This is a genomic window from Streptomyces sp. RK62 (genome assembly GCF_018070255.1).
Lineage (GTDB): Bacteria > Actinomycetota > Actinomycetes > Streptomycetales > Streptomycetaceae > Streptomyces > Streptomyces nigra.
Map to the genome: position 1 here is coordinate 91,413 of NZ_JAGPYD010000002.1, position 19,737 is coordinate 111,149.

General features: G+C 69.4%; 17 protein-coding genes and 1 riboswitch. Of the genes, 8 read left to right on the forward strand and 9 right to left on the reverse strand.

Annotation, left to right across the window (positions count from 1 at the left end):
- Nucleotides 1-196: 196 nt before the first annotated feature.
- Together cyc1 and KBY32_RS04175 are read left to right on the forward strand one after the other, a co-directional pair.
- A complete protein-coding gene (gene cyc1, locus KBY32_RS04170; protein ID WP_210978928.1) occupies nt 197-1,282 on the forward strand; it encodes an epi-isozizaene synthase in 1,086 nt (361 codons plus the stop codon).
- A complete protein-coding gene (locus KBY32_RS04175) occupies nt 1,279-2,667 on the forward strand; it encodes a cytochrome P450 (RefSeq protein WP_210978929.1) in 1,389 nt (462 codons plus the stop codon). Before cyc1 ends, KBY32_RS04175 begins: the two co-directional genes overlap by 4 nt.
- Here KBY32_RS04175 and KBY32_RS04180 read toward each other — a convergent pair.
- Entirely contained in the window at nt 2,664-3,629 is a 966-nt protein-coding gene (locus KBY32_RS04180) for a GlxA family transcriptional regulator (RefSeq protein ID WP_055624152.1), read from the reverse strand. The genes KBY32_RS04175 and KBY32_RS04180 overlap by 4 nt on opposite strands.
- Nucleotides 3,630-3,721: 92 nt before the next feature.
- Between KBY32_RS04180 and KBY32_RS04185 the strand changes: the two genes are divergently transcribed.
- Nucleotides 3,722-3,961 carry a hypothetical protein gene (locus KBY32_RS04185; protein WP_062668204.1) on the forward strand — a complete coding sequence of 80 codons (240 nt, stop codon included), beginning with the start codon at nt 3,722-3,724 and terminating at the stop codon, nt 3,959-3,961.
- Here KBY32_RS04185 and KBY32_RS04190 read toward each other — a convergent pair.
- From KBY32_RS04190 to KBY32_RS04215, 6 genes are all read right to left on the reverse strand, one after another.
- A complete protein-coding gene (locus tag KBY32_RS04190; RefSeq protein ID WP_247689034.1) occupies nt 3,874-4,830 on the reverse strand; it encodes a ribonucleotide-diphosphate reductase subunit beta in 957 nt (318 codons plus the stop codon). The genes KBY32_RS04185 and KBY32_RS04190 overlap by 88 nt on opposite strands.
- A 56-nt stretch (nt 4,831-4,886) precedes the next feature.
- On the reverse strand, nt 4,887-7,241 hold the full coding sequence (locus KBY32_RS04195) for a ribonucleoside-diphosphate reductase subunit alpha (protein WP_210978930.1): 2,355 nt from the start codon (nt 7,239-7,241) through the stop codon (nt 4,887-4,889).
- 122 nt (nt 7,242-7,363) lie between these two features.
- A riboswitch (cobalamin riboswitch) is annotated at nt 7,364-7,496 on the reverse strand.
- Between the two features lie 45 nt (nt 7,497-7,541).
- Nucleotides 7,542-8,048, reverse strand: a complete 507-nt coding sequence (locus KBY32_RS04200) for a GNAT family N-acetyltransferase (protein WP_055624149.1) — start codon at nt 8,046-8,048, stop codon at nt 7,542-7,544.
- Between the two features lie 73 nt (nt 8,049-8,121).
- Nucleotides 8,122-9,750: a monocarboxylate uptake permease MctP gene (mctP, locus tag KBY32_RS04205; protein WP_055624148.1), complete on the reverse strand. Its 1,629-nt coding sequence runs from the start codon at nt 9,748-9,750 to the stop codon at nt 8,122-8,124.
- Complete coding sequence (locus KBY32_RS04210; protein WP_055624147.1) at nt 9,747-10,010, reverse strand: DUF3311 domain-containing protein; 264 nt, start codon at nt 10,008-10,010, stop codon at nt 9,747-9,749. The genes mctP and KBY32_RS04210 overlap by 4 nt, the downstream gene beginning before the upstream one ends.
- A 164-nt stretch (nt 10,011-10,174) precedes the next feature.
- A complete protein-coding gene (locus tag KBY32_RS04215; protein WP_055624146.1) occupies nt 10,175-10,939 on the reverse strand; it encodes a GntR family transcriptional regulator in 765 nt (254 codons plus the stop codon).
- 356 nt (nt 10,940-11,295) lie between these two features.
- On the opposite strand from KBY32_RS04215, the gene KBY32_RS04220 reads away from it, so the two are divergent.
- The 4 genes from KBY32_RS04220 (at nt 11,296) to KBY32_RS04235 (ending at nt 15,956) form a co-directional block, all read left to right on the forward strand.
- A complete protein-coding gene (locus KBY32_RS04220; protein ID WP_210978931.1) occupies nt 11,296-12,573 on the forward strand; it encodes an extracellular solute-binding protein in 1,278 nt (425 codons plus the stop codon).
- Between the two features lie 78 nt (nt 12,574-12,651).
- Nucleotides 12,652-13,638 (forward strand): carbohydrate ABC transporter permease, encoded by a 987-nt coding sequence (locus tag KBY32_RS04225; RefSeq protein WP_210978932.1) that lies wholly within the window; start codon nt 12,652-12,654, stop codon nt 13,636-13,638.
- Nucleotides 13,635-14,465, forward strand: a complete 831-nt coding sequence (locus KBY32_RS04230; RefSeq protein WP_210978933.1) for a carbohydrate ABC transporter permease — start codon at nt 13,635-13,637, stop codon at nt 14,463-14,465. Before KBY32_RS04225 ends, KBY32_RS04230 begins: the two co-directional genes overlap by 4 nt.
- Before the next feature lie 9 nt (nt 14,466-14,474).
- Complete coding sequence (locus KBY32_RS04235) at nt 14,475-15,956, forward strand: glycoside hydrolase family 3 protein (RefSeq protein ID WP_210978934.1); 1,482 nt, start codon at nt 14,475-14,477, stop codon at nt 15,954-15,956.
- A 139-nt stretch (nt 15,957-16,095) separates the two neighbouring features.
- On the opposite strand, the gene nagB is transcribed toward KBY32_RS04235, so the two are convergent.
- Nucleotides 16,096-16,881: a glucosamine-6-phosphate deaminase gene (gene nagB, locus KBY32_RS04240; protein WP_055624141.1), complete on the reverse strand. Its 786-nt coding sequence runs from the start codon at nt 16,879-16,881 to the stop codon at nt 16,096-16,098.
- A gap of 665 nt (nt 16,882-17,546) precedes the next feature.
- Here nagB and KBY32_RS04245 point away from each other — a divergent pair.
- Nucleotides 17,547-19,013, forward strand: coding sequence for a sensor histidine kinase (locus KBY32_RS04245; RefSeq protein WP_055624140.1), 1,467 nt, complete (start codon nt 17,547-17,549; stop codon nt 19,011-19,013).
- 172 nt (nt 19,014-19,185) lie between these two features.
- Here the strand turns inward: KBY32_RS04245 and KBY32_RS04250 are convergent, their stop codons facing one another.
- Complete coding sequence (locus KBY32_RS04250; RefSeq protein WP_003992873.1) at nt 19,186-19,443, reverse strand: WhiB family transcriptional regulator; 258 nt, start codon at nt 19,441-19,443, stop codon at nt 19,186-19,188.
- Nucleotides 19,444-19,737: the final 294 nt, after the last annotated feature.

A 19,737-nucleotide genomic window follows, 5' to 3' on the forward strand; every position in this document is an offset into this window, starting at 1 on the left:
TTCGCGTCTCCGTCATCTGTTCGAGCGCGTCCCGCCGATGACAGCGGGACTGCGGTCCTGTAGGGGTAGTGAATGATGCAAATCCGTTCCCAGAACGGTCAGTTGTGGTGCTGAATGGAAGTGCGGGGATACACGACGGTGCACGCCCGGCGCAGGGGAGGGCGTGACCGACCGGCGGGCTGAGAGGGGTTTGTTCGTGCATGCTTTCTCACGCGGCACCACATCGACACCGACAGCGGTACCGGTACCACCAGCGCTCTCTCTTCCGGTGATCGAGGAAGCGTTTCCCAGGCAACTCCATCCCTATTGGCCCCGGCTCCAGGAGAAGACCCGCACCTGGCTCCTCGAAAAACGGCTCATGCCGGCCGACAAGGTCGAGGAGTATGCCGACGGCCTCTGCTACACCGATCTCATGGCGGGGTACTACACCGAGGCCCCCGAGGCCGTCCTGCAGGCGATAGCCGACTACAGCGCGTGGTTCTTCGTCTGGGACGACCGGCACGACCGCGACATCGTCCACCGCCGGCCGGCCGCCTGGCGACGGCTGCGGACCCGGCTGCACACCGCCCTCGACGCGCCCGAGCGGCACCTCGGGCACCCCGATCCGCTGGTGGCGGGGCTGGCCGACAGCCTCGTACGGCTGTACTCGTTCCTGTCGCCCGGCTGGAACGCCCGCTTCGCCCGCCACTTCCACGCCGTGATCGAGGCGTACGACCGGGAATTCGTGAACCGCACCGAAGGGCGTATCCCCACCGTCGAGGAATACCTCGCCCTGCGCCGGCTCACCTTCGCCCACCACATCTGGAACGACCTTCTCGAACCGAGCGCGGAACGCGAACTCCCCGACTTCGTGAGAAAGCATCCCGCATACCGGAGGGCGGCATTACTGAGCCAGGAATTCGCCGCCTGGTACAACGACCTGTGCTCCCTCCCGAAGGAAATAGCGGGCGACGAGGTCCACAATCTCGGCATCAGTCTCGTCACCCATGAACGGCTGACCCTGGAAGAGGCCATCGTCGAAATGCGGCACCGCATCGACGGCTGTGTCTCCGCATTCCTCGTCGCCGAACGCGACGCCCTGATGTTCGCCGACTCCCTCGCCGACGGCACCCGGCAGGGAAAGGAACTCGGTACCGCCGTGCGCACCTGCGTCGGCAATATGCGCAACTGGTTCAGCTCGGTCTACTGGTTCCACCACGAGTCCGGCCGGTACAAGGTCGACAGCTGGGACGACCGGTCCACGCCCCCGTACGTCAGCAACGAAGCGGCAGGTGAGAAATGACCGTCGAGTCCGCACCCCCGGGAACCGGCTCCCGTCCGTCCTCCGAACTGCGCGAGCCGCCCCTCGCGGGCGGCGGGGTCCCCGTACTGCGCCACGCCTGGCGCATGGTCCGAGATCCCCTGGCCTTCATGTCCGGGCTGCGCGACCACGGCGAGGTCGTCCGCCTGAGGCTCGGCCCGAAGACGCTGTACGCCGTCACCAGCCCCGAACTCACCGGCGCACTGGCGCTGAGCACCGACTTCGAGATCGCCGGTCCGCTGTGGGAGTCGCTGGAGGAGCTGCTCGGCAAGGAGGGCGTGGCCACCGCGAACGGGCCCCGGCACCGCCGTCAGCGCCGCACCATGCAGCCCGCGTTCCGGCTCGACGCCATCCCCGGCTACGCGCCGGTCATGGAGGAGGAGGCGCACGCGCTCACCGGGCGGTGGCAGGCCGGCGAGATCATCGACTGCACCACCGAGGCCTTCCGGATCGCCGTGCGCGTCGCCGCCCGCTGTCTGCTGCGCGGGGCGTACATGGACGAACGCGCCGAGCGGCTGTCCGCGGCGCTCGACACGCTGTTCCGGGGCATGTACCGGCGGATGGTGATCCCGCTCGGGCCGCTTTACAGGCTGCCGCTCCCGGCCAACCGCCGATTCAACGGCGCCCTGGCCGATTTCCATCTCATCGTCGACGAGATCGTCGCCGAACGCCGGGCATCCGGTCAAAAGCCGAACGATTTGCTGACGGCATTGCTGGAGGCCACGGACGGCAATGGCGACCCCATTGGCGAGCAGGAGATCCACGACCAGGTCGTGGCCATTCTGACCGCGGGGGCCGAAACCGTGGGGTCCACGATCATGTGGCTGCTCCATGTGCTCGCCGAGCACCCGGAACACGCCGACAAGGTGCGCGCGGAAGTTGAATCCGTGACCGCCGGCCGGCCGGTGGCATTCGAGGACGTCCGCGCCCTGCGCCACACCAACAATGTCGTGATCGAGGCAATGCGGCTGCGGCCCGCCATCTGGATTCTCACCCGGCGTGCGGTCGCCGACACCGAACTCGGTGGCTATCGCATTCCGGCCGGGTCCGACATCGTCTACAGCCCGTACGCGGTCCAGCGCGACCCGCGGTCCTACACTGACCACCTCCGGTTCGACCCGGACCGCTGGCTGCCGGAGCGGGCGAAGGAGGTGCCGAAGTACGCCATGACGCCATTCGGCGTCGGTAACCGCAAGTGCCCGAGCGACCACTTCTCGATGGCGCTGCTGACGCTGGTCACGGCGGCGCTGGCGACCTCGTACCACTTCGAGCAGACATCCGGCTCGAAGGACGGGACCAGGGTCGGCATCACCCTCCACCCGCACGACCTGAGGCTGCGGACGACACCCCGCAGCCGACAGGGCTAGGCGGCTTCCGGTCCCTTGAACGTGCGCCGGTAGGCCTGCGGGGTCGTCCCCAGGGCCCGTACGAACTGGTGGCGGAGCGCGGCCGCCGTGCCGAACCCGGTCCGGCCGGCGATCGCGTCCACCGTCTCGTCCGTCGCCTCCAGCAACTGCTGGGCCAGCAGGACCCGTTGCCGCAGGATCCAGCGGTAGGGGGTGGTGCCGGTCTCCTGCTGGAAGCGGCGGGCGAAGGTCCGCGGGGACATCAGCGCGCGCTCGGCGAGCTGCTCGACGGTGACGTCCTCGTCGAGGTGCCGTTCCATCCAGGCCAGCACCTCGCCGACGGTGTCGCAGGACGAGGCGGGCAGCGGGCGCTCGATGTACTGGGCCTGGCCGCCGTCCCGGTGCGGCGGGACCACCATCCGCCGGGCGATCTTGTTGGCGACCTCCGGGCCCTGCTCCTTGCGCACCAGGTGCAGACAGGCGTCGATGCCGGCGGCGGTGCCGGCGCTGGTGATCACCGGCCCCTCGTCGACGTAGAGCACATCCGGCTCGACCGTCGTCCGGGGGTGCCGCCGCGCCAGCTCCTCGGCATGCCGCCAGTGCACACTGCACCGGCGCCCGTCGAGCAGGCCCGCCGCCCCCAGCATGAAGACCCCGGAGCAGACGCTGAGCACCCGGGCGCCCCGGTCGACCGCTCTGACCAGGGCGTCCAGCAGCTCGGGCGGGAACTCACGGGTGAGGTAGGCGTTCCCGGCCGGCACCGCGATCAGGTCCGCCTCCTCCAGCCGCTCCAGACCGTACGGGGTGGAGAGGGTCAGCCCGCCGGCGTGGGTGCCCAGCGTCGGCCCCTCGGCCGAGACGACCGCGAAGTCGTACGTGGGCAGGCCCTCGTCGCTGCGGTCGATGCCGAACACCTCGCAGACCACACCGAGTTCGAAGGGGTGTACGCCGTCGAGCAGGACGGCCGCCACGTTCTTCAGCATGCTGCCATTGTGCCTCGCGGATGGCAGTAAATCGAGGGTGTGCGGCAGTCCTGCCACTGTTCGACAGGAGTGTCCGGCGCGACAGTGGTGTCATGACTACGGAACAGACACAGACACTGCTCGCCATGGCCGTCGTGCTCGGGATGTTCGTCCTCCTGGTCCTCCCCTCCGTGATCGGGATCGTGCACGACCGCCGTATCGACCGTCAGATCAGGGAGGCCCAGGAGCGCGACGCGGTCCGGACTCAGAAGTCCTCGTCCAGGTCGACGGTGCCCTCCACCGCCACCTGGTACGCCGAGGGACGCCGCTCGAAGAAGTTGGTCAACTCCTGAACCCCCTGCAGCTCCATGAAGGAGAAGGGGTTCTCGGAGCCGTACACCGGGGCGAAGCCGAGGCGGGTCAGCCGCTGGTCGGCGACGCACTCCAGGTACTGCCGCATCGAGTCGGTGTTCATGCCCGGGAGGCCGTCACCACACAGGTCGCGCGCGAACTGCAGCTCGGCCTCGACGGCCTCCTTCAGCATGTCGGTGACCTGCTGCTGGAGCCGGTCGTCGAACAGCTCCGGCTCCTCCTTGCGGACCGTGTCGACCACGTCGAACGCGAACGACATGTGCATGGTCTCGTCCCGGAACACCCAGTTGGTGCCGGTCGCGAGGCCGTGCAGCAGGCCCCGGCTGCGGAACCAGTAGACGTAGGCGAAGGCGCCGTAGAAGAACAGGCCCTCGATGCAGGCCGCGAAGCAGATCAGGTTGAGCAGGAACCGCCGGCGGTCGGACTGCGACTCCAGCCGGTCCAGCTTCTCCACCGAGTCCATCCAGCGGAAGCAGAACTCGGCCTTCTCGCGGATGGACGGGATGTTCTCCACCGCCGCGAACGCCGCCGCCCGGTCCTCCGGATCGGGGAGATAGGTGTCCAGCAGCGTCAGATAGAACTGGACGTGCACGGCCTCCTCGAACAGCTGGCGCGAGAGGTACAGCCGCGCCTCCGGGGAGTTGATGTGCTTGTACAGCGTCAGCACCAGGTTGTTCGCGACGATCGAGTCACCGGTCGCGAAGAACGCCACCAGCCGGCCGATCAGGTGCTGCTCCGCCGGTGACAGCTTCGCGAGGTCGGCGACGTCCGAGTGGAGGTCGACCTCCTCGACGGTCCAGGTGTTCTTGATCGCGTCCCGGTAGCGCTCGTAGAAGTCCGGGTAGCGCATGGGGCGTAGGGTCAGCTCGAAGCCGGGGTCGAGCAGGTTCTTGGTCGTGCTGGTGGTCACTGGCAGGCCTCGCAGGACTCGGGGTTCTCAAGGGAGCAGGCGACGGCCTCGGGGTCGGCGGCCTGCTGGACGGGGACGGTGGCACGGGCCGCGCGGGCGATCCTCGTCGCCGGGCGGGAGCGCAGGTAGTACGTGGTCTTCAGGCCCTGCTTCCAGGCGTACGCGTACATCGAGGAGAGCTTCCCGATGGTCGGCGTCTCCAGGAACAGGTTCAGGGACTGCGACTGGTCGAGGAACGGGGTGCGCGCCGCCGCCATGTCGATCAGGCCGCGCTGCGGGATCTCCCACGCCGTGCGGTACAGCGCCCGTACGTCCGCCGGGATCCACGCGAAGTCCTGCACCGAGCCGTTCGCCTCGCGCAGCGCCTCGCGGGTGCGGGCGTCCCACACGCCGAGCCGCTTCAGCTCCTCCACGAGATACGAGTTGACCTGGAGGAACTCACCGGACAGCGTCTCGCGCTTGAACAGGTTGGACACCTGCGGCTCGATGCACTCGTAGACACCGGCGATCGACGCGATCGTGGCGGTCGGCGCGATGGCCAGCAGCAGCGAGTTGCGCAGGCCGGTCACGGCGAGGCGGTCGCGCAGCGCGGCCCAGCGCTCGGGCCAGTTCAGCTCCACGGCGTAGTGGTCGGGGTGCAGCACGCCCCGCGCGGTGCGGGTCTTCTCCCAGGCCGGCACCGGGCCCTCGCGCTCGGCGAGGTCGGCGGACGCCTCGTACGCGGCGAGCATGATCCGCTCGGCGATCCGCGTGGACAGCGCCTTCGCCTCGGGCGAGTCGAAGGGCAGCCGCAGCTGGAAGAAGACGTCCTGCAGACCCATCGCACCCAGGCCCACCGGGCGCCACCGGGCGTTGGAGCGGCCGGCCTGCTCGGTCGGGTAGAAGTTGATGTCCACGACCCGGTCGAGGAACGTGACGGCCGTGCGGACCGTGGCGTCCAGGCGCTCCCAGTCGATGTCCCCGTCGCGCACGAAGGCGCCGAGGTTGACCGAGCCGAGGTTGCAGACCGCCGTCTCCCCGTCGTCCGTGACCTCCAGGATCTCGGTGCACAGGTTGGAGGAGTGCACCACGTGCCCGGGCAGGGCGGTCTGGTTGGCGGTCCGGTTGGCGGCGTCCTTGAAGGTCATCCAGCCGTTGCCGGTCTGCGCGAGGGTGCGCATCATCCGGCCGTACAGCTCGCGGGCCGGGAGGGTCTTGCGCGCGAGGCCCTTCGCCTCGGCCGCACGGTAGGCCGCGTCGAACTCCTCGCCCCACAGGTCGACCAGCTCGGGCACGTCGGCGGGGGAGAACAGGCTCCACGGCCGGTCGGCCTCCACCCGGCGCATGAACTCGTCCGGCACCCAGTGCGCGAGGTTCAGATTGTGCGTACGGCGGGCGTCCTCACCGGTGTTGTCCCGCAGCTCCAGGAACTCCTCGATGTCGGAGTGCCAGGTCTCCAGGTACACCGCCGCCGCGCCCTTGCGCCGCCCGCCCTGGTTCACGGCCGCCACGGAGGCGTCCAGCGTCTTCAGGAACGGGACGATGCCGTTGGAGTGCCCGTTGGTGCCCCGGATCAGCGAACCCCGCGAGCGGATGCGGGAGTACGACAGGCCGATGCCGCCGGCGTGCTTGGAGAGCCGGGCGACCTGGTGGTAGCGGTCGTAGATCGAGTCCAGCTCGTCCTTGGGGGAGTCCAAGAGGTAGCAGGACGACATCTGGGGGTGCCGGGTGCCGGAGTTGAAGAGCGTGGGGGAGGACGGCAGGTACTCCAGGCGGCTCATCAGCCGGTACAGCGCGGCGACCTCGTCCACCGCCGAGGAGGTGTCGTCCGCGGCGAGACCGGAGGCGACCCGCAGCAGGAAGTGCTGGGGCGTCTCGATCACCTTGCGGGTGTGCGGATGCCGCAGCAGATAGCGGCTGTAGAGGGTGCGCAGGCCGAAGTAGCCGAACCGGTCGTCGGCCGCGGGGTCGACGAGCGCGTCGAGCCGGTCCGCGTGCGTCCGCGCGAAAGCGGCGGTCCGGTCGGCGATCAGGCCCTCGCGGTGCCCGGTCGCGACCGACCCGGTGAAGGTCGTGACGCCCTGCGAGGCGGCCTCGGCGGCGATGGAGAGGGTGAGCAGCCGCGCGGCCAGCCGGCTGTACGCCGGGTCCTCGGAGATGAGACCGGCCGCCGCCTCGGTGGCGAGCTCGCGCAGCTCCGCCTCGTCGGCCCGCGCGGACCGGCCGCGCAGCGCGGCGGCGGCGACCCGGCCGGGGTCGGCGTCGGGGAGGTCGGCGGTCAGCTCGGTCAGGGTCCGCAACAGCGCGGCACCGGGACCGTCGTTCTCCGGTTCGGCCGCCGCTGAGGCCGGTTCGGCTGGCGCGATGGTCACGTGAGGCTCTCCCTCGCTCGGCACAGGGCCTTGCGGAGGGCAGGGGGCAGCTCACGAGCGCACGGGGCGTCGCGTCCACCGGCCCATTCCACGAGGCCCGGACGTCTGGCGCACCGGCCGGGTGGCCGGGACGCACTGTCGGCAGGTCCTCGGACTGACCATGTGCACGGAACATGCACAAGTACACCGTTGCGGGACAGTTCCGGATTCGCACCGGATTCCCCTGCGGCGACAGCGAGCATGAGCATACATCTTGTGCTCGCCCGTCGCGCCACCCCTAGATGTTGTGGCGTGGTGGTGTCAGAGCGTCAACTCATAGGTGACGAGCGTGAGGTCGAGGAGCTCCGGCACGGGGTTCCAGTCCCGTTCCGGGGTGCGGACGAAGCCCAGACGCCCGTAGATGCGGTGGGCGCTGTACATGGTGGGCTGGGAGGAGAGGACCACGCGCACACAGCCCTCCGTGGCGCGGGCGCGGTCCAGGCAGGCGCGTACGAGCGCCTCGCCGGCGCCGCGTCCCCGGGCCGCCCGGTCGACGGCGAGCATCCGGATCTCCGCCTCGCCGGGCCCGGCCAGATCCGCCATCGGGCCGCTGCCCGAGACGAACGTCACGCCACCGAGGACGCGGTCGTGCTCGACGGCCACGAGCACCTCGGCGGCCGCCGCGCGCTTCGCCACGTCCTTGAGCTCATGGAGATAGGAGTCGTCCTCGCCGAAGTCGAGGAGGCCGTCGCGGAGATAGGCCTGTGCGGTGATCTCCCCGAGGATGCCGTACTCCCCGGGTTCCGCCTGCCGGATCACGATGTCCATGCACCCGAGTCTGTCGTACGCACACGGCGGCGGGCCGCCGGATTTCTCCGACGGCCCGCCGTGTACCGGTGGTTCAGTGGGACGAGCCCGCCGTGGCCGGCGGCAGCTCCACCTGGACGCCGGGGTCGCCCGCGTCCGCCGTGTAGTCCTCCGGCTTCGTCTCGTCGACGCCGTCCGGGGCCTTCGCGGCCCGCAGGACGAAGGTCAGGACGACGGTGACCAGCACGTTGAGCACGAACGCCGTCAGACCGATGTAGCCGATCTCACCGATGCCCGGGATCTCCTTGGAGGAGCCGCCGAAGTGCTTCTGCGCCGGGGTCGCCACCCCGTACGCGGCGAGCGTGCCGTAGACCATGCCGACCGCCCAGCCGGCCAGCAGGGCCCAGCGGTGGAACCAGCGGGTGAACAGACCGCCCACCAGGGCCGGGAAGGTCTGCAGGATCCAGATGCCGCCCAGCAGCTGGAAGTTGATGGCGACCGTCTTGTCCATGGTGAGGACGAAGACCAGCGCGCCCACCTTCACCAGCAGCGACACGATCTTGGAGACCTTGGTCTCCTGCGCGGGCGTGGCGTCGGGCTTGATGAAGTCCTTGTAGATGTTGCGGGTGAACAGGTTCGCCGCCGCGATGGACATGATCGCCGCAGGCACCAGCGCGCCGATGCCGATCGCCGCGAAGGCCACGCCCGCGAACCAGGCGGGGAACATGTTCTCGAACAGCTGTGGGATCGCCAGCTGGCCGTTCTGCACCTTGATGCCGGCCGCGATCGCCATGAAGCCGAGCAGCGCCAGCAGGCCCAGCATCAGGGAGTACAGCGGCAGGATCGTGGTGTTGCGCCGGATCACCTCACGGCTGCGCGAGGACAGCGTCGCGGTGATCGAGTGCGGATACATGAACAGCGCGAGGGCGGAGCCAAGCGCCAGCGTGGCGTACGTCCACTGGGTCGCGTCCGGCGGGGTGAGCGCTCCGCGCGGGGCACCCGTGGCCGGGTTGGTCTGGCTGTACGCCTCGCTCGCCTTGGCGAAGATCTCGTCGAAGCCGCCCAGCTTGATCGGGATGTAGATGATCGCCACCGCGATGACGATGTAGATCAGCGTGTCCTTGACGAACGCGATCAGCGCGGGGGCGCGCAGGCCCGACGAGTAGGTGTACGCGGCCAGCACACCGAAGGCGATGAGCAGCGGCAGGTCCTTGACGAACCAGTTGGTGCTCTCGCCGCCGCCGACGCCCATCACGTCCAGGACGGCCTGGATGCCGACCAGTTGGAGCGCGATGTAGGGCATCGTCGCCAGGATGCCGGTGACCGCCACGGCCAGCGACAGGCTCTTGGAGCCGAACCGCCCGCGCACGAAGTCGGAGGTCGTCACATAGCCGTGCTTGTGCGAGACCGACCACAGGCGCGGCAGGAACGTGAAGATCAACGGGTAGACGAGGATGGTGTACGGCACCGCGAAGAAGCCCGCCGCGCCGGCCGCGTAGATCGCGGCCGGGACCGCCACGAAGGTGTACGCGGTGTACAGGTCGCCGCCGAGCAGGAACCACGTGACCCAGGTGCCGAACGACCGGCCGCCCAGGCCCCATTCGTCGAGGCTGTGCTCGTTCTCGGCCTTGCGCCAGCGCGCCGCCAGGAAGCCCATGACCGTGACGGCCAGGAAGAAGAAGATGAAGACGCCGAGCGCGACGCCGTTCACGCCGTCGTTCATTCCGCGGCACCGCCCTTCTGGGAGGCGCGGGCGCGCTGGTCACGCTGCCACAGCTTGTACGCGGTCATCGTCAGCAGCGTCGAGATCAGCACCCACAGCATCTGGTACCAGTAGAAGAACGGGATGCCGATGAACTGCGGGTCGGTCCTGCTGTACGAACCCACCCACAGCATCGCCACGAAGGGTGCGGCCAGGCAGAGGCCGATGACCACCCGGGCGGGCGTCACCAGGCCTCTGTTCACTTCTGGTGCATCTGACATCGGACGGCTCCGCTCATTGATCGCCTGGGAAATGCCCGGGCAATGTAGGTGACGGCGCAACCGCAGCGGAAGGCCTTGACCGCCCTTCCGATGTGGAGGAATCGTGTGCACGTCACACGGAGCCGGACAGAAGCGGAATCCTCCGTACCGACCTCGTCCGTACGTCAGTCCTGCGGCCTCTTGAGCCTGGCCACGAACTTGTAGCGGTCGCCGCGGTACACCGAGCGCACCCACTCCACCGGCTGGCCCTCGCGGTCCAGGGAGTGCCGGGACAGCATGAGCATCGGCAGGCCCACGTCGGTGCCGAGCAGACCGGCCTCGCGCGGGGTGGCCAGCGAGGTCTCGATGGTCTCCTCGGCCTCGGCGAGGTGGACGTCGTAGACCTCGGCGAGCGCGGTGTAGAGCGAGGTGTACTTGACCAGGGACCGGCGCAGCGCGGGGAAGCGCTTGGCGCTCAGGTGGGTGGTCTCGATGGCCATCGGCTCGCCGTTCGCCATGCGCAGCCGCTCGATGCGCAGCACCCGGCCGCCGGCCGTGATGTCGAGCAGGTCGGCCAGGCGGTCGTCGGCGGTGATGTACCCGATGTCCAGCAGCTGCGAGGTCGGCTCCAGGCCCTGCGCGCGCATGTCCTCGGTGTACGAGGTGAGCTGCAGCGCCTGCGACACCTTCGGCTTGGCGACGAACGTGCCCTTGCCCTGGATGCGCTCCAGCCGGCCCTCGACGACGAGTTCCTGGAGGGCCTGGCGCACGGTCGTGCGTGAGGTGTCGAACTCGGCGGCGAGCGTGCGCTCGGGCGGCACGGGGGTGCCGGGCGCCTGGGTCTCCGTCATGTCGAGGAGATGCTTCTTCAGGCGGTAGTACTTGGGCACGCGGGCGGTGCGGACGGGGACGCCGCTCTCGTTCTCCGCACTGCTGACGTCGGTGCTCATGCTCCGCCTTCCCGCTCCGGCTGCGGCTCACATCGTGGCACGGTGGCGTGGGGCCTGTCCCCGTACGCTCCGTGATCTGTTCTGTATACCGTCGCCGCGCCGTTTGGTCTAGTCCACAGAATGCAATGGTCTAGCGGCCGATGGCGGCCGCGAACCGTATTTTCGAGGGTTTCTTACTTAAAGGTTCCTGCATATGTAGGTCGCATAACGGCTGGTAGGAGCCCCTTCGAGCACCCTTGACACCCCTTCTGGTCTGGTCCAAGCTCCGGGTACTGGTCTACACCATTGGTCCAGGTCCCGGCCCATCGCTAGTGCGGGGAGGCAGGGGGGTTTGTGGCATCCCTGAGGAGGGTGGCGTGAAGCGCAGGCTGATATCCGCGATCGGTGTCGCGGGCATGATGATCTCCCTGGCGGCGTGCGGGGGCGACAACGGCGACGGCGGTGGCAAGGCCGGGGCGGACGGGTACGCCGGCGAGACGCTCACGGTGTGGGTGATGGACGGTTCCTCGCCCGACCAGTGGCAGAAGGACGTCGCCGCCGCCTTCGAGAAGAAGACGAAGGCCAAGGTCAAGTTCCAGATCCAGCAGTGGAACGGCATCCAGCAGAAGCTGACCACCGCCCTCTCCGAGGAGAACCCGCCGGACGTCTTCGAGATCGGCAACACCCAGACGCCGGCCTACGCCAAGACGGGCGGCCTCGCCGACCTGGCCGACCTCAAGAACGAGATCGGCGCCGAGTGGACGGCGTCCCTCAACGAGTCCTCCATCTTCGAGGGCAAGCAGTACGCGGCTCCCTGGTACTTCGCCAACCGCGTGGTGCTCTACAACAAGAAGGTCTGGGCCGACGCCGGCATCAAGGACACGCCCAAGACCCGCGACGAGTTCTACGCCGACCTCAAGCAGATCGGCGAGAAGACCGACGCCGAGCCCATCTACCTGCCCGGCCAGAACTGGTACCACTTCGTGGGCCTCACCATCGGTGAGGGTGTCCAGCTGGTGAAGGAGCAGGACGGCAAGTACGTCTCCAACCTCGACGACCCCAAGGTCGCCGCCGCCATGGAGACGTACAAGAAGTTCCAGGCCCTGTCCAAGGCCCCCAAGGACAAGGACGAGGCCACCCCGCAGCAGGGCGAGGTCTTCGGCAAGGGCAACGTCGGCGCCTTCATCGGCATGGGCTGGGAGGCCGGCATCGCCGTCAAGGCGAACCCGAAGATCGAGAAGGAGATCGGCTACTTCACCATCCCCGGTGCCACGGCCGACAAGCCCGAGGGCGTCTTCCTCGGCGGCTCCAACCTCGCGGTCGCCGCGGGCAGCAAGAAGCAGGAGCTCGCCAAGGAGTTCCTGAAGATCGCCCTGTCCGACCAGTACGAGGGCGAGCTCGCCAAGCTCAACGGCGTCATCCCCAACAAGGAGTCGCTGCAGAGCAACCTCAAGGGCAATGAGGTGGCCGAGGCCGCCGCGCCGGCCGCCGCGGGCGGTGGCACCACGCCGCTGATCCCCGAGTGGGCCGCCGTCGAGAACGCCCCCAACCCGGTCAAGACGTACATGACCGCCGTGCTGAACGGGAAGTCCCCGGCCGCCGCCGCCAAGCAGGTCGAGGACGAGTTCAACAAGCGCCTCGCGCAGCAGCAGTAAGGGCACCGGGTGCGGGGGCCGGCCGTCGGGCCGCCCCCCGCACCCTCGTTCCGGTAGGTCGAGAGAGAGATCGCGAGCATGACCGTGCAGACCGAACGGCCGCCCTCCGGTCCGGTGGACGTGGCGAAGACGACCCCGGGCGGACCCCGCGGGCCCAGACCCGCGACGGGGAAACGCGCGGGCACGTTCGTCCCCTACCTCCTGCTGCTGCCGGCCTGCGCGGCCACCGTGCTGCTGCTCGGCTGGCCGTTGCTGAAGGACGTGCTGCTGTCGTTCCAGAACCTCAACATGGCGCAGCTGATCCAGCACGTCACCGAGTGGAACGGCGTCGAGAACTACAAGCAGGTCCTCACCGGCGAGGACTTCTGGCGCGTCACCCTGCGCTCGATCCTGTTCACGGCGGTCAACGTCGTCCTGATCATGGTCGCGGGAACGCTGATCGGCCTGCTGCTCGCCCGCCTCGGCAAGCGGATGCGGCTCACGCTCATGATGGGGCTCGTCCTGGCCTGGGCGATGCCCGTGGTCGCCGCGAGCACCGTCTACCAGTGGCTGTTCGCCCAGCGCTTCGGCGTCGTCAACTGGTTGCTGGACAAGCTCGGCTGGCACTCGATGGCCGACTACAGCTGGACCAGCAGCCAGATGTCCACGTTCTTCGTGGTCACCCTGCTGATCGTGTGGATGTCGATCCCGTTCGTCGCGATCAACCTCTACGCGGCCACGACCACCATCCCCAGCGAGCTGTACGAGGCCGCCTCCCTGGACGGCGCGGGCGTCTGGAAAAGCTTCACCACGGTGACCATGCCGTTCCTGCGCCCCTTCCTGTACGCCACGACCTTCCTGGAGGTCATCTGGGTGTTCAAGGCGTTCGTGCAGGTCTTCACCATCAACGGCGGCGGCCCCGACCGGCTCACCGAGATCCTGCCCGTCTACGCCTACATCGAGGGCGTCGGGAACCAGCACTACGGCATGGGCGCGGCGATCGCCGTCCTGACCATCCTGATCCTGCTCGGCCTGACCGCGTACTACCTCAGGATCGTGCTCAAGCAAGAGGAGGACGAGCTGTGAAGCGCTCACTCTTCGGCCGTCTGTGGCCCAACGTCACGGCCGTCGTCCTGTTCGTCGGCTTCGTTTTCCCCGTGTACTGGATGTTCGCCACGGCGTTCAAGCCGACCGGCGACATCATCTCCGAGGACCCGGTCTGGTTCCCGACCGACGTCACCTTCGAGCACTTCCAGCGGGCCACCGGCGTCGACCACTTCTGGACCTACGTCACCAACTCGCTGATCGTCACCCTCTGCGCGGTCGCCTTCGCCCTGGTCATCGCGCTGGCCGGCGCGTTCGCCCTCGCCCGGATGCGGTTCAAGGGGCGGCGCGGGTTCGTCATCGGCTTCATGCTGGCCCAGATGGCGCCCTGGGAGGTCATGATCATTGCGATGTACATGATCGTCCGGGACGCGTCGATGCTGAACAGCCTGCTGCCGCTGACGGTCTTCTACATGATGATGATCCTGCCCTTCACCATCCTGACGCTGCGCGGCTTCGTCGCCGCGGTGCCCCGGGAACTGGAGGAGGCGGCGATGGTCGACGGCTGCACCCGCTCCCAGGCCTTCCTCAAGGTCATCCTGCCGCTGCTGGCGCCGGGCCTGATGTCCACGTCCCTCTTCGGCTTCATCACCGCGTGGAACGAGTTCCCGCTGGTCCTGGTGCTGAACAAGGAGGCGGAGTCGCAGACCCTGCCGCTGTGGCTGTCCAGCTTCCAGACCGCCTTCGGCAACGACTGGGGCGCGACCATGGCGGCCTCGTCCCTCTTCGCCGTCCCGATCCTGATCCTCTTCGTCTTCCTGCAGCGCAGGGCTGTCAGCGGCCTGACGGCCGGCGCCGTGAAGGGATAACGCCACCCGATGACGACCATCGCCAGCGGCACCGACACACTCACGCGCGATGCCCTGACCGTGCTCCAGCCGGGCTTCACCGGCACCACCGCCCCGGACTGGCTGCTGCGCCGGCTCGGGGAGGGACTCGCCTCCGTCGGACTGTTCGGCCGCAACATCGCCTCGCCCGAGCAGCTGGCCGCCCTCACCGCCCAGTTGCGCGCCGAGCGCGACGACGTCCTCGTGGCGATCGACGAGGAGGGCGGCGACGTCACCCGGCTCGAGGTGCGGACCGGCTCCAGCTTCCCCGGCAACCACGCCCTCGGCGCCGTCGACGACGTCGACCTCACCCGGCAGGTCGCGGCCGAACTGGGCCGCCGCCTCGCCGCCTGCGGCGTCAACCTCAACTGGGCCCCGTCGGCCGACGTCAACTCCAACCCGGCCAACCCGGTGATCGGCGTGCGCTCCTTCGGCGCCGACACCGCCCTGGCCGCCCGGCACACCGCGGCCTATGTCACCGGTCTGCAGTCGGCGGGCGTCGCCGCGTGCACCAAGCACTTCCCCGGCCACGGCGACACCGCCGTCGACTCCCACCACGCGCTGCCCCGCATCGACGCCGACGCCTCGGTGCTGACCGAGCGCGAACTCGCCCCGTTCCGCGCGGCGATCGCCGCCGGCACCCGGGCGGTGATGAGCGCGCACATCCTCGTGCCCGCCCTGGACCCGGACCGCCCGGCGACCCTGTCCCGCGCCGTCCTGACCGAGCTGCTGCGCGGCGAACTCGGCTACACCGGCCTCATCGTCACCGACGGCATGGAGATGCAGGCCATCGCCGCCACCTACGGCATCGAGCGCGGCAGCGTCCTCGCGATCGCGGCCGGCGCCGACGCCATCTGCGTGGGCGGCGGCCTCGCCGACGACGAGACGGTACGGCGGCTGCGCGACGCCCTCGTCACGGCCGTCCGCGAGGGCGACCTGCCCGAGGCACGGCTCGCGGAGGCGGCCGAACGCGTCCGCGAGCTGGCCCGCTGGACGACGGCCACCACGGCGGACGCGGCCGAGGCCCGCCCCGACATCGGCCTGGTCGCGGCCCGCCGCGCCCTGCGGCTGACCGGCGCCGGGTCCTTCACTCCGCTCACCGGGGCGCCGTACGTCGCCGCGTTCACGCCGGTCGCCAATATCGCGGTCGGCGACGAGACCCCGTGGGGCGTGGCGGCGGAGCTGGCCGGCCTCCTCCCCGGCACGCGGACGGGCAGCTACACGGGCGAGGACGCGGCCCGTGCGGCCCTCGAAGCGGCGGGCGACCGTCGAATCGTGGCCGTGGTCCGCGACGAACACCGCCACCCCTGGATGGCGACGGCCCTGGACGACCTCCTGACGGCCCGCCCCGACACGATCGTGGTGGAAATGGGCGTCCCCCAGGCGACCCCCCGCGGCGCCCTGCACATCGCAACCCACGGCGCGGCCCGCGTCTGCGGCCGCGCGGCGGCGGAGGTCATCGCGGGACAGTAGGGGTTACGACGAAAGGCGCCGGTTCCTTGTGAAGGAACCGGCGCCTTCGTCACCCCTGAGGGGCGCGGGCAACTGCGCGATCAGCCCACGACTACCCGCAGCCGGCAACGCACCGAACCAGACAGACGAGGCCCGTTTCTCAAATCCCCTGCCAGTCCGGCTTGTTGGCGTACGTGTGGCGGAAGTAGTCCGCCAGCTTCAGCTTCGAGGCGGCCGCCTCGTCCACGACGACCGTCGCGTGCGGGTGCAGTTGCAGCGCCGACGCCGGGCACACGGCCGCGACCGGCCCCTCCACGGTCGCCGCGACGGCATCCGCCTTACCCTCACCCGTGGCCAGCAGCACCAGGTGCCGCGCCTCCAGGATCGTCCCGATGCCCTGCGTGATCACGTGGTGCGGGACCTGCTCGATGTCCCCGTCGAAGAAGCGGGCGTTGTCCACCCGGGTCTGCTCGGTGAGCGTCTTGATCCGGGTCCGCGAGGCCAGCGACGAACAGGGCTCGTTGAAGCCGATGTGCCCGTCGGTGCCGATCCCGAGCAGCTGGAGGTCGACCCCGCCGGCCGCCGCCAGGGCCGCGTCGTACTCCTCGCACGCGGCCTGTACGTCCTCGGCCGTGCCGTCCGGGCCCATGAAGGCGTCCATGGAGATCCCGAGCGGCTCCAGCACCTCGCGCCGCAGCACCGAGCGGTAGGACTCGGGGTGCTCGGCGGGGAGCCCTACGTATTCGTCGAGCTGGGCGATGCGCGCCCGCGAGGCGTCGACGGCACCGGAGCGCACCTTCTCCGCGAGCGCCGTGTAGATGGGCAGCGGTGTCGACCCGGTGGCCACACCGAGCAGGGCGTCGGGCTTGCGTCGGAGCAGCTGGGCCATGGCCTCGGCTATCAGCTCGCCACCCGCCTGGGCGTCCGGAACGATGACAACTTCCACGCTGGGCCTGCCGATCTGAAGAGGGACTCGAAGGTCACCCTGAAGGGAGCATGTGGTTTAGACCAATCTAACAGAGCGTGCCCTTCGGGCCCAGGTGAGCGCGCCCCGCGGATCGCCGTTTCCGCACCCCTGTCCAGGGTCCTCTTGCGGACCGTGTGACCCGGTACGACCCGGCCGAACCGGGCGACCTGGGACGAACCGGCGGTCGTGCGCTGGAATTGCCCCGGCCGACCCGCCCCGACATGAACCCACACGGGTTAGGCTGCGTGATGTATGCCAGGGCGACCCGCCGGCTCGGGCCGGTGCGAGAGCCCGCACGAAAGCGCCAACAGCGAACACGCTCCCACGCATGGACACGCCCGAGTGGTCTAGTCCACAATGCCAGGGAGTGCGTGGAACGAGAACGCACCGACTTCCGCCTTCCCCGCACAGGAAGGCGGACCGAGGAACCGGAGCTCTCTGCCCTGACTGCTTCGGGTCCTCACCCTCGGCCGACCGGGACCGCACACCCCACGGCCGATATTGCTCCGGGCTGCGGTGCCGGGAGGGTTGAGGGTCCCTCTCAGGCGCCGCGGCCCGCGGGTGTCTCCGGGGCCGTACGGCGTCCCGCCACCGGCGTGCGTGCTACGCGGGTAACCCCAGGTACGCTCGGCCTCGTGCCCTCCATGAACGAACTCGTACGCCAGCACACGGCCCTCGACGACACCGACCTCGAGTGGCTGCATCTGCTGGTCTCGGAGTGGCAGCTGCTCTCCGACCTCTCCTTCGCCGACCTCGTGCTGTGGGTACCCACCAGCGACGGCACCCGCTATGTCTCCGTGGCGCAGATGCGGCCCAACACCGGCCCCACCTCCTACCAGGACGACATGGTCGGCCACCTCGTCCCGCGCGGCCGCCGCCCGATGCTGGACGCGGCGCTCGACGAGGGCCGGATCGTGCGCGAGGGCGACCCCGAGTGGCGCGAGGAGGTCCCGGTCCGCGTCGAGTCGATCCCGGTCCGGCGGGAGGGCCGCGTCCTCGGCGTCATCGCGCGCAACACCAACCTGCTCACCGTGCGCACCCCGAGCCGACTCGAGCTCACCTATCTGCAGAGCGCCTCCGACCTCGCGCAGATGATCGCGGCCGGCTCGTTCCCGTTCGCCAACCAGCAGGTCGACATGGACGCCTCGCCCCGCGTCGGCGACGGTCTGATTCGCGTCGACGCCGACGGCGTCGTCCAGTACGCCTCCCCGAACGCCCTCTCCGCCTACCACCGCCTCGGCCTCGCCGCCGACCTGGTCGGCCATCACCTGGGCCGGACGACCGCCGAACTCGCCCCCACCCACGGGCCCGTCGACGAGGCGCTCGCCAAGGTCGCCAGCGGCTGGGCGCCCCGGGAGTTCGAGATCGAGTCCGAGGACGGCGTGATCCAGTTCCGGGCGATCCCGCTCAAGCCCAAGGGCATCCGCATCGGTTCGCTGGTGCTGCTGCGGGACGTCACCGAACTGCGCCGCCGCGAGCGTGAGTTGATCACCAAGGACGCGACGATCCGGGAGATCCACCACCGGGTCAAGAACAACCTCCAGACGGTGGCCGCGCTGTTGCGTCTGCAGGCCCGGCGCATCGAGTCCGACCGCGGCCGGGAGGCACTGGAGGAGGCGGTCCGCCGGGTCGGCTCGATCGCCATCGTGCACGAGACGCTCTCCCAGAACCTGGACGAGCGCGTCGAGTTCGACGAGATCGCCGACCGGGTGCTCGCGATGGTCGCCGAGATCTCGCCCGGCAAGGTCACCGGCCGGCGCACCGGCCGCTTCGGCATCCTGGACGCCGAGGTCGCCACCCCGCTGTCGATGGTCCTGACGGAGGTCCTGCAGAACGCGCTGGAGCACGGCTTCCGCGACGGCGACACCGGCACCGTCGAGGTGTCGGCGGTCCGCGGCGGGACGACCAAGCAGGCGCGGCTCCTCGTCACCGTCCAGGACGACGGCGTCGGTCTGCCCGAGGGCTTCGACCCGCACACCGCGGGCAACCTCGGTCTGCAGATCGTACGGACGCTCGTCGAGGGCGAGTTGGGCGGCGCGTTCGACATGGTCCCCGCGCCGGAGCGGGGCACCCGGGTGATCCTCGACATCCCGGTCCGGGCGACCAAGTAGCACCGGCCCGCGCAGCGGCCGGCGGCGGGGGAGCGCGGACAGCAAAGAGCCCCGGACCAGAAGGTCCGGGGCCTGTGCTCATCGGGGGTACTGCGCGCTGCGGCTCGGGGCGGGAGATGCGTACGCGCTGTACGCGCCGCCAAGCTCAGGCTGTTGTTGCGGGGTGGGAGTGTCAGGCGGAGGCCTGACGGGCCCGGTTGCGGGCGGCGCGGCGCTTCATCGCACGACGCTCGTCCTCGCTGAGACCACCCCAGACGCCGGAGTCCTGACCGGACTCGAGCGCCCACTGCAGGCACTGCTCGATCACCGGGCAGCGGCGGCAGACGGCCTTGGCTTCCTCGATCTGCAGCAGCGCAGGACCGGTGTTGCCGATGGGGAAGAAGAGCTCGGGGTCTTCCTCGCGGCAAACGGCGTTGTGACGCCAGTCCATGGCTGCTACCTCTCCTTGATTACATGCGGGTTGCTTGTGAATGTGAACGCTTTCACGAATCCCTCAACAAGTGAAGGGCCTACCGCCAGGTTCCCGGCGTGGGTCCTGTGAGTTGAAGGGGATTCTGGTGATCAGTGGAGGCCGGTCTTGCGGGCCGTCCCGATCGCCATGTAGAGACTCGCAAACCTCGGCGACGGATACAACCCCTTCCGGAAAGTTTTTTTTGATTCCTCGGTGTCGACTAGGTCACAGCCGTACTTCCATGGGGTGGACCCTGGCCTAAACGTTCGAGTG

Bases quoted from the DNA above. Each gene is read 5' to 3' on its own strand.
- KBY32_RS04175 (WP_210978929.1), top strand. From the start codon at position 1,279: ATGACCGTCGAGTCCGCACCCCCGGGAACCGGCTCCCGTCCGTCCTCC.
- KBY32_RS04180 (WP_055624152.1), bottom strand. From the start codon at position 3,629: ATGCTGAAGAACGTGGCGGCCGTCCTGCTCGACGGCGTACACCCCTTC.
- KBY32_RS04185 (WP_062668204.1), top strand. From the start codon at position 3,722: ATGACTACGGAACAGACACAGACACTGCTCGCCATGGCCGTCGTGCTC.
- KBY32_RS04190 (WP_247689034.1), bottom strand. From the start codon at position 4,830: ATGCGCTACCCGGACTTCTACGAGCGCTACCGGGACGCGATCAAGAAC.
- KBY32_RS04200 (WP_055624149.1), bottom strand. From the start codon at position 8,048: ATGGACATCGTGATCCGGCAGGCGGAACCCGGGGAGTACGGCATCCTC.
- mctP (WP_055624148.1), bottom strand. From the start codon at position 9,750: ATGAACGACGGCGTGAACGGCGTCGCGCTCGGCGTCTTCATCTTCTTC.
- KBY32_RS04210 (WP_055624147.1), bottom strand. From the start codon at position 10,010: ATGTCAGATGCACCAGAAGTGAACAGAGGCCTGGTGACGCCCGCCCGG.
- KBY32_RS04215 (WP_055624146.1), bottom strand. From the start codon at position 10,939: ATGAGCACCGACGTCAGCAGTGCGGAGAACGAGAGCGGCGTCCCCGTC.
- KBY32_RS04225 (WP_210978932.1), top strand. From the start codon at position 12,652: ATGACCGTGCAGACCGAACGGCCGCCCTCCGGTCCGGTGGACGTGGCG.
- KBY32_RS04235 (WP_210978934.1), top strand. From the start codon at position 14,475: ATGACGACCATCGCCAGCGGCACCGACACACTCACGCGCGATGCCCTG.
- KBY32_RS04245 (WP_055624140.1), top strand. From the start codon at position 17,547: ATGAACGAACTCGTACGCCAGCACACGGCCCTCGACGACACCGACCTC.
- KBY32_RS04250 (WP_003992873.1), bottom strand. From the start codon at position 19,443: ATGGACTGGCGTCACAACGCCGTTTGCCGCGAGGAAGACCCCGAGCTC.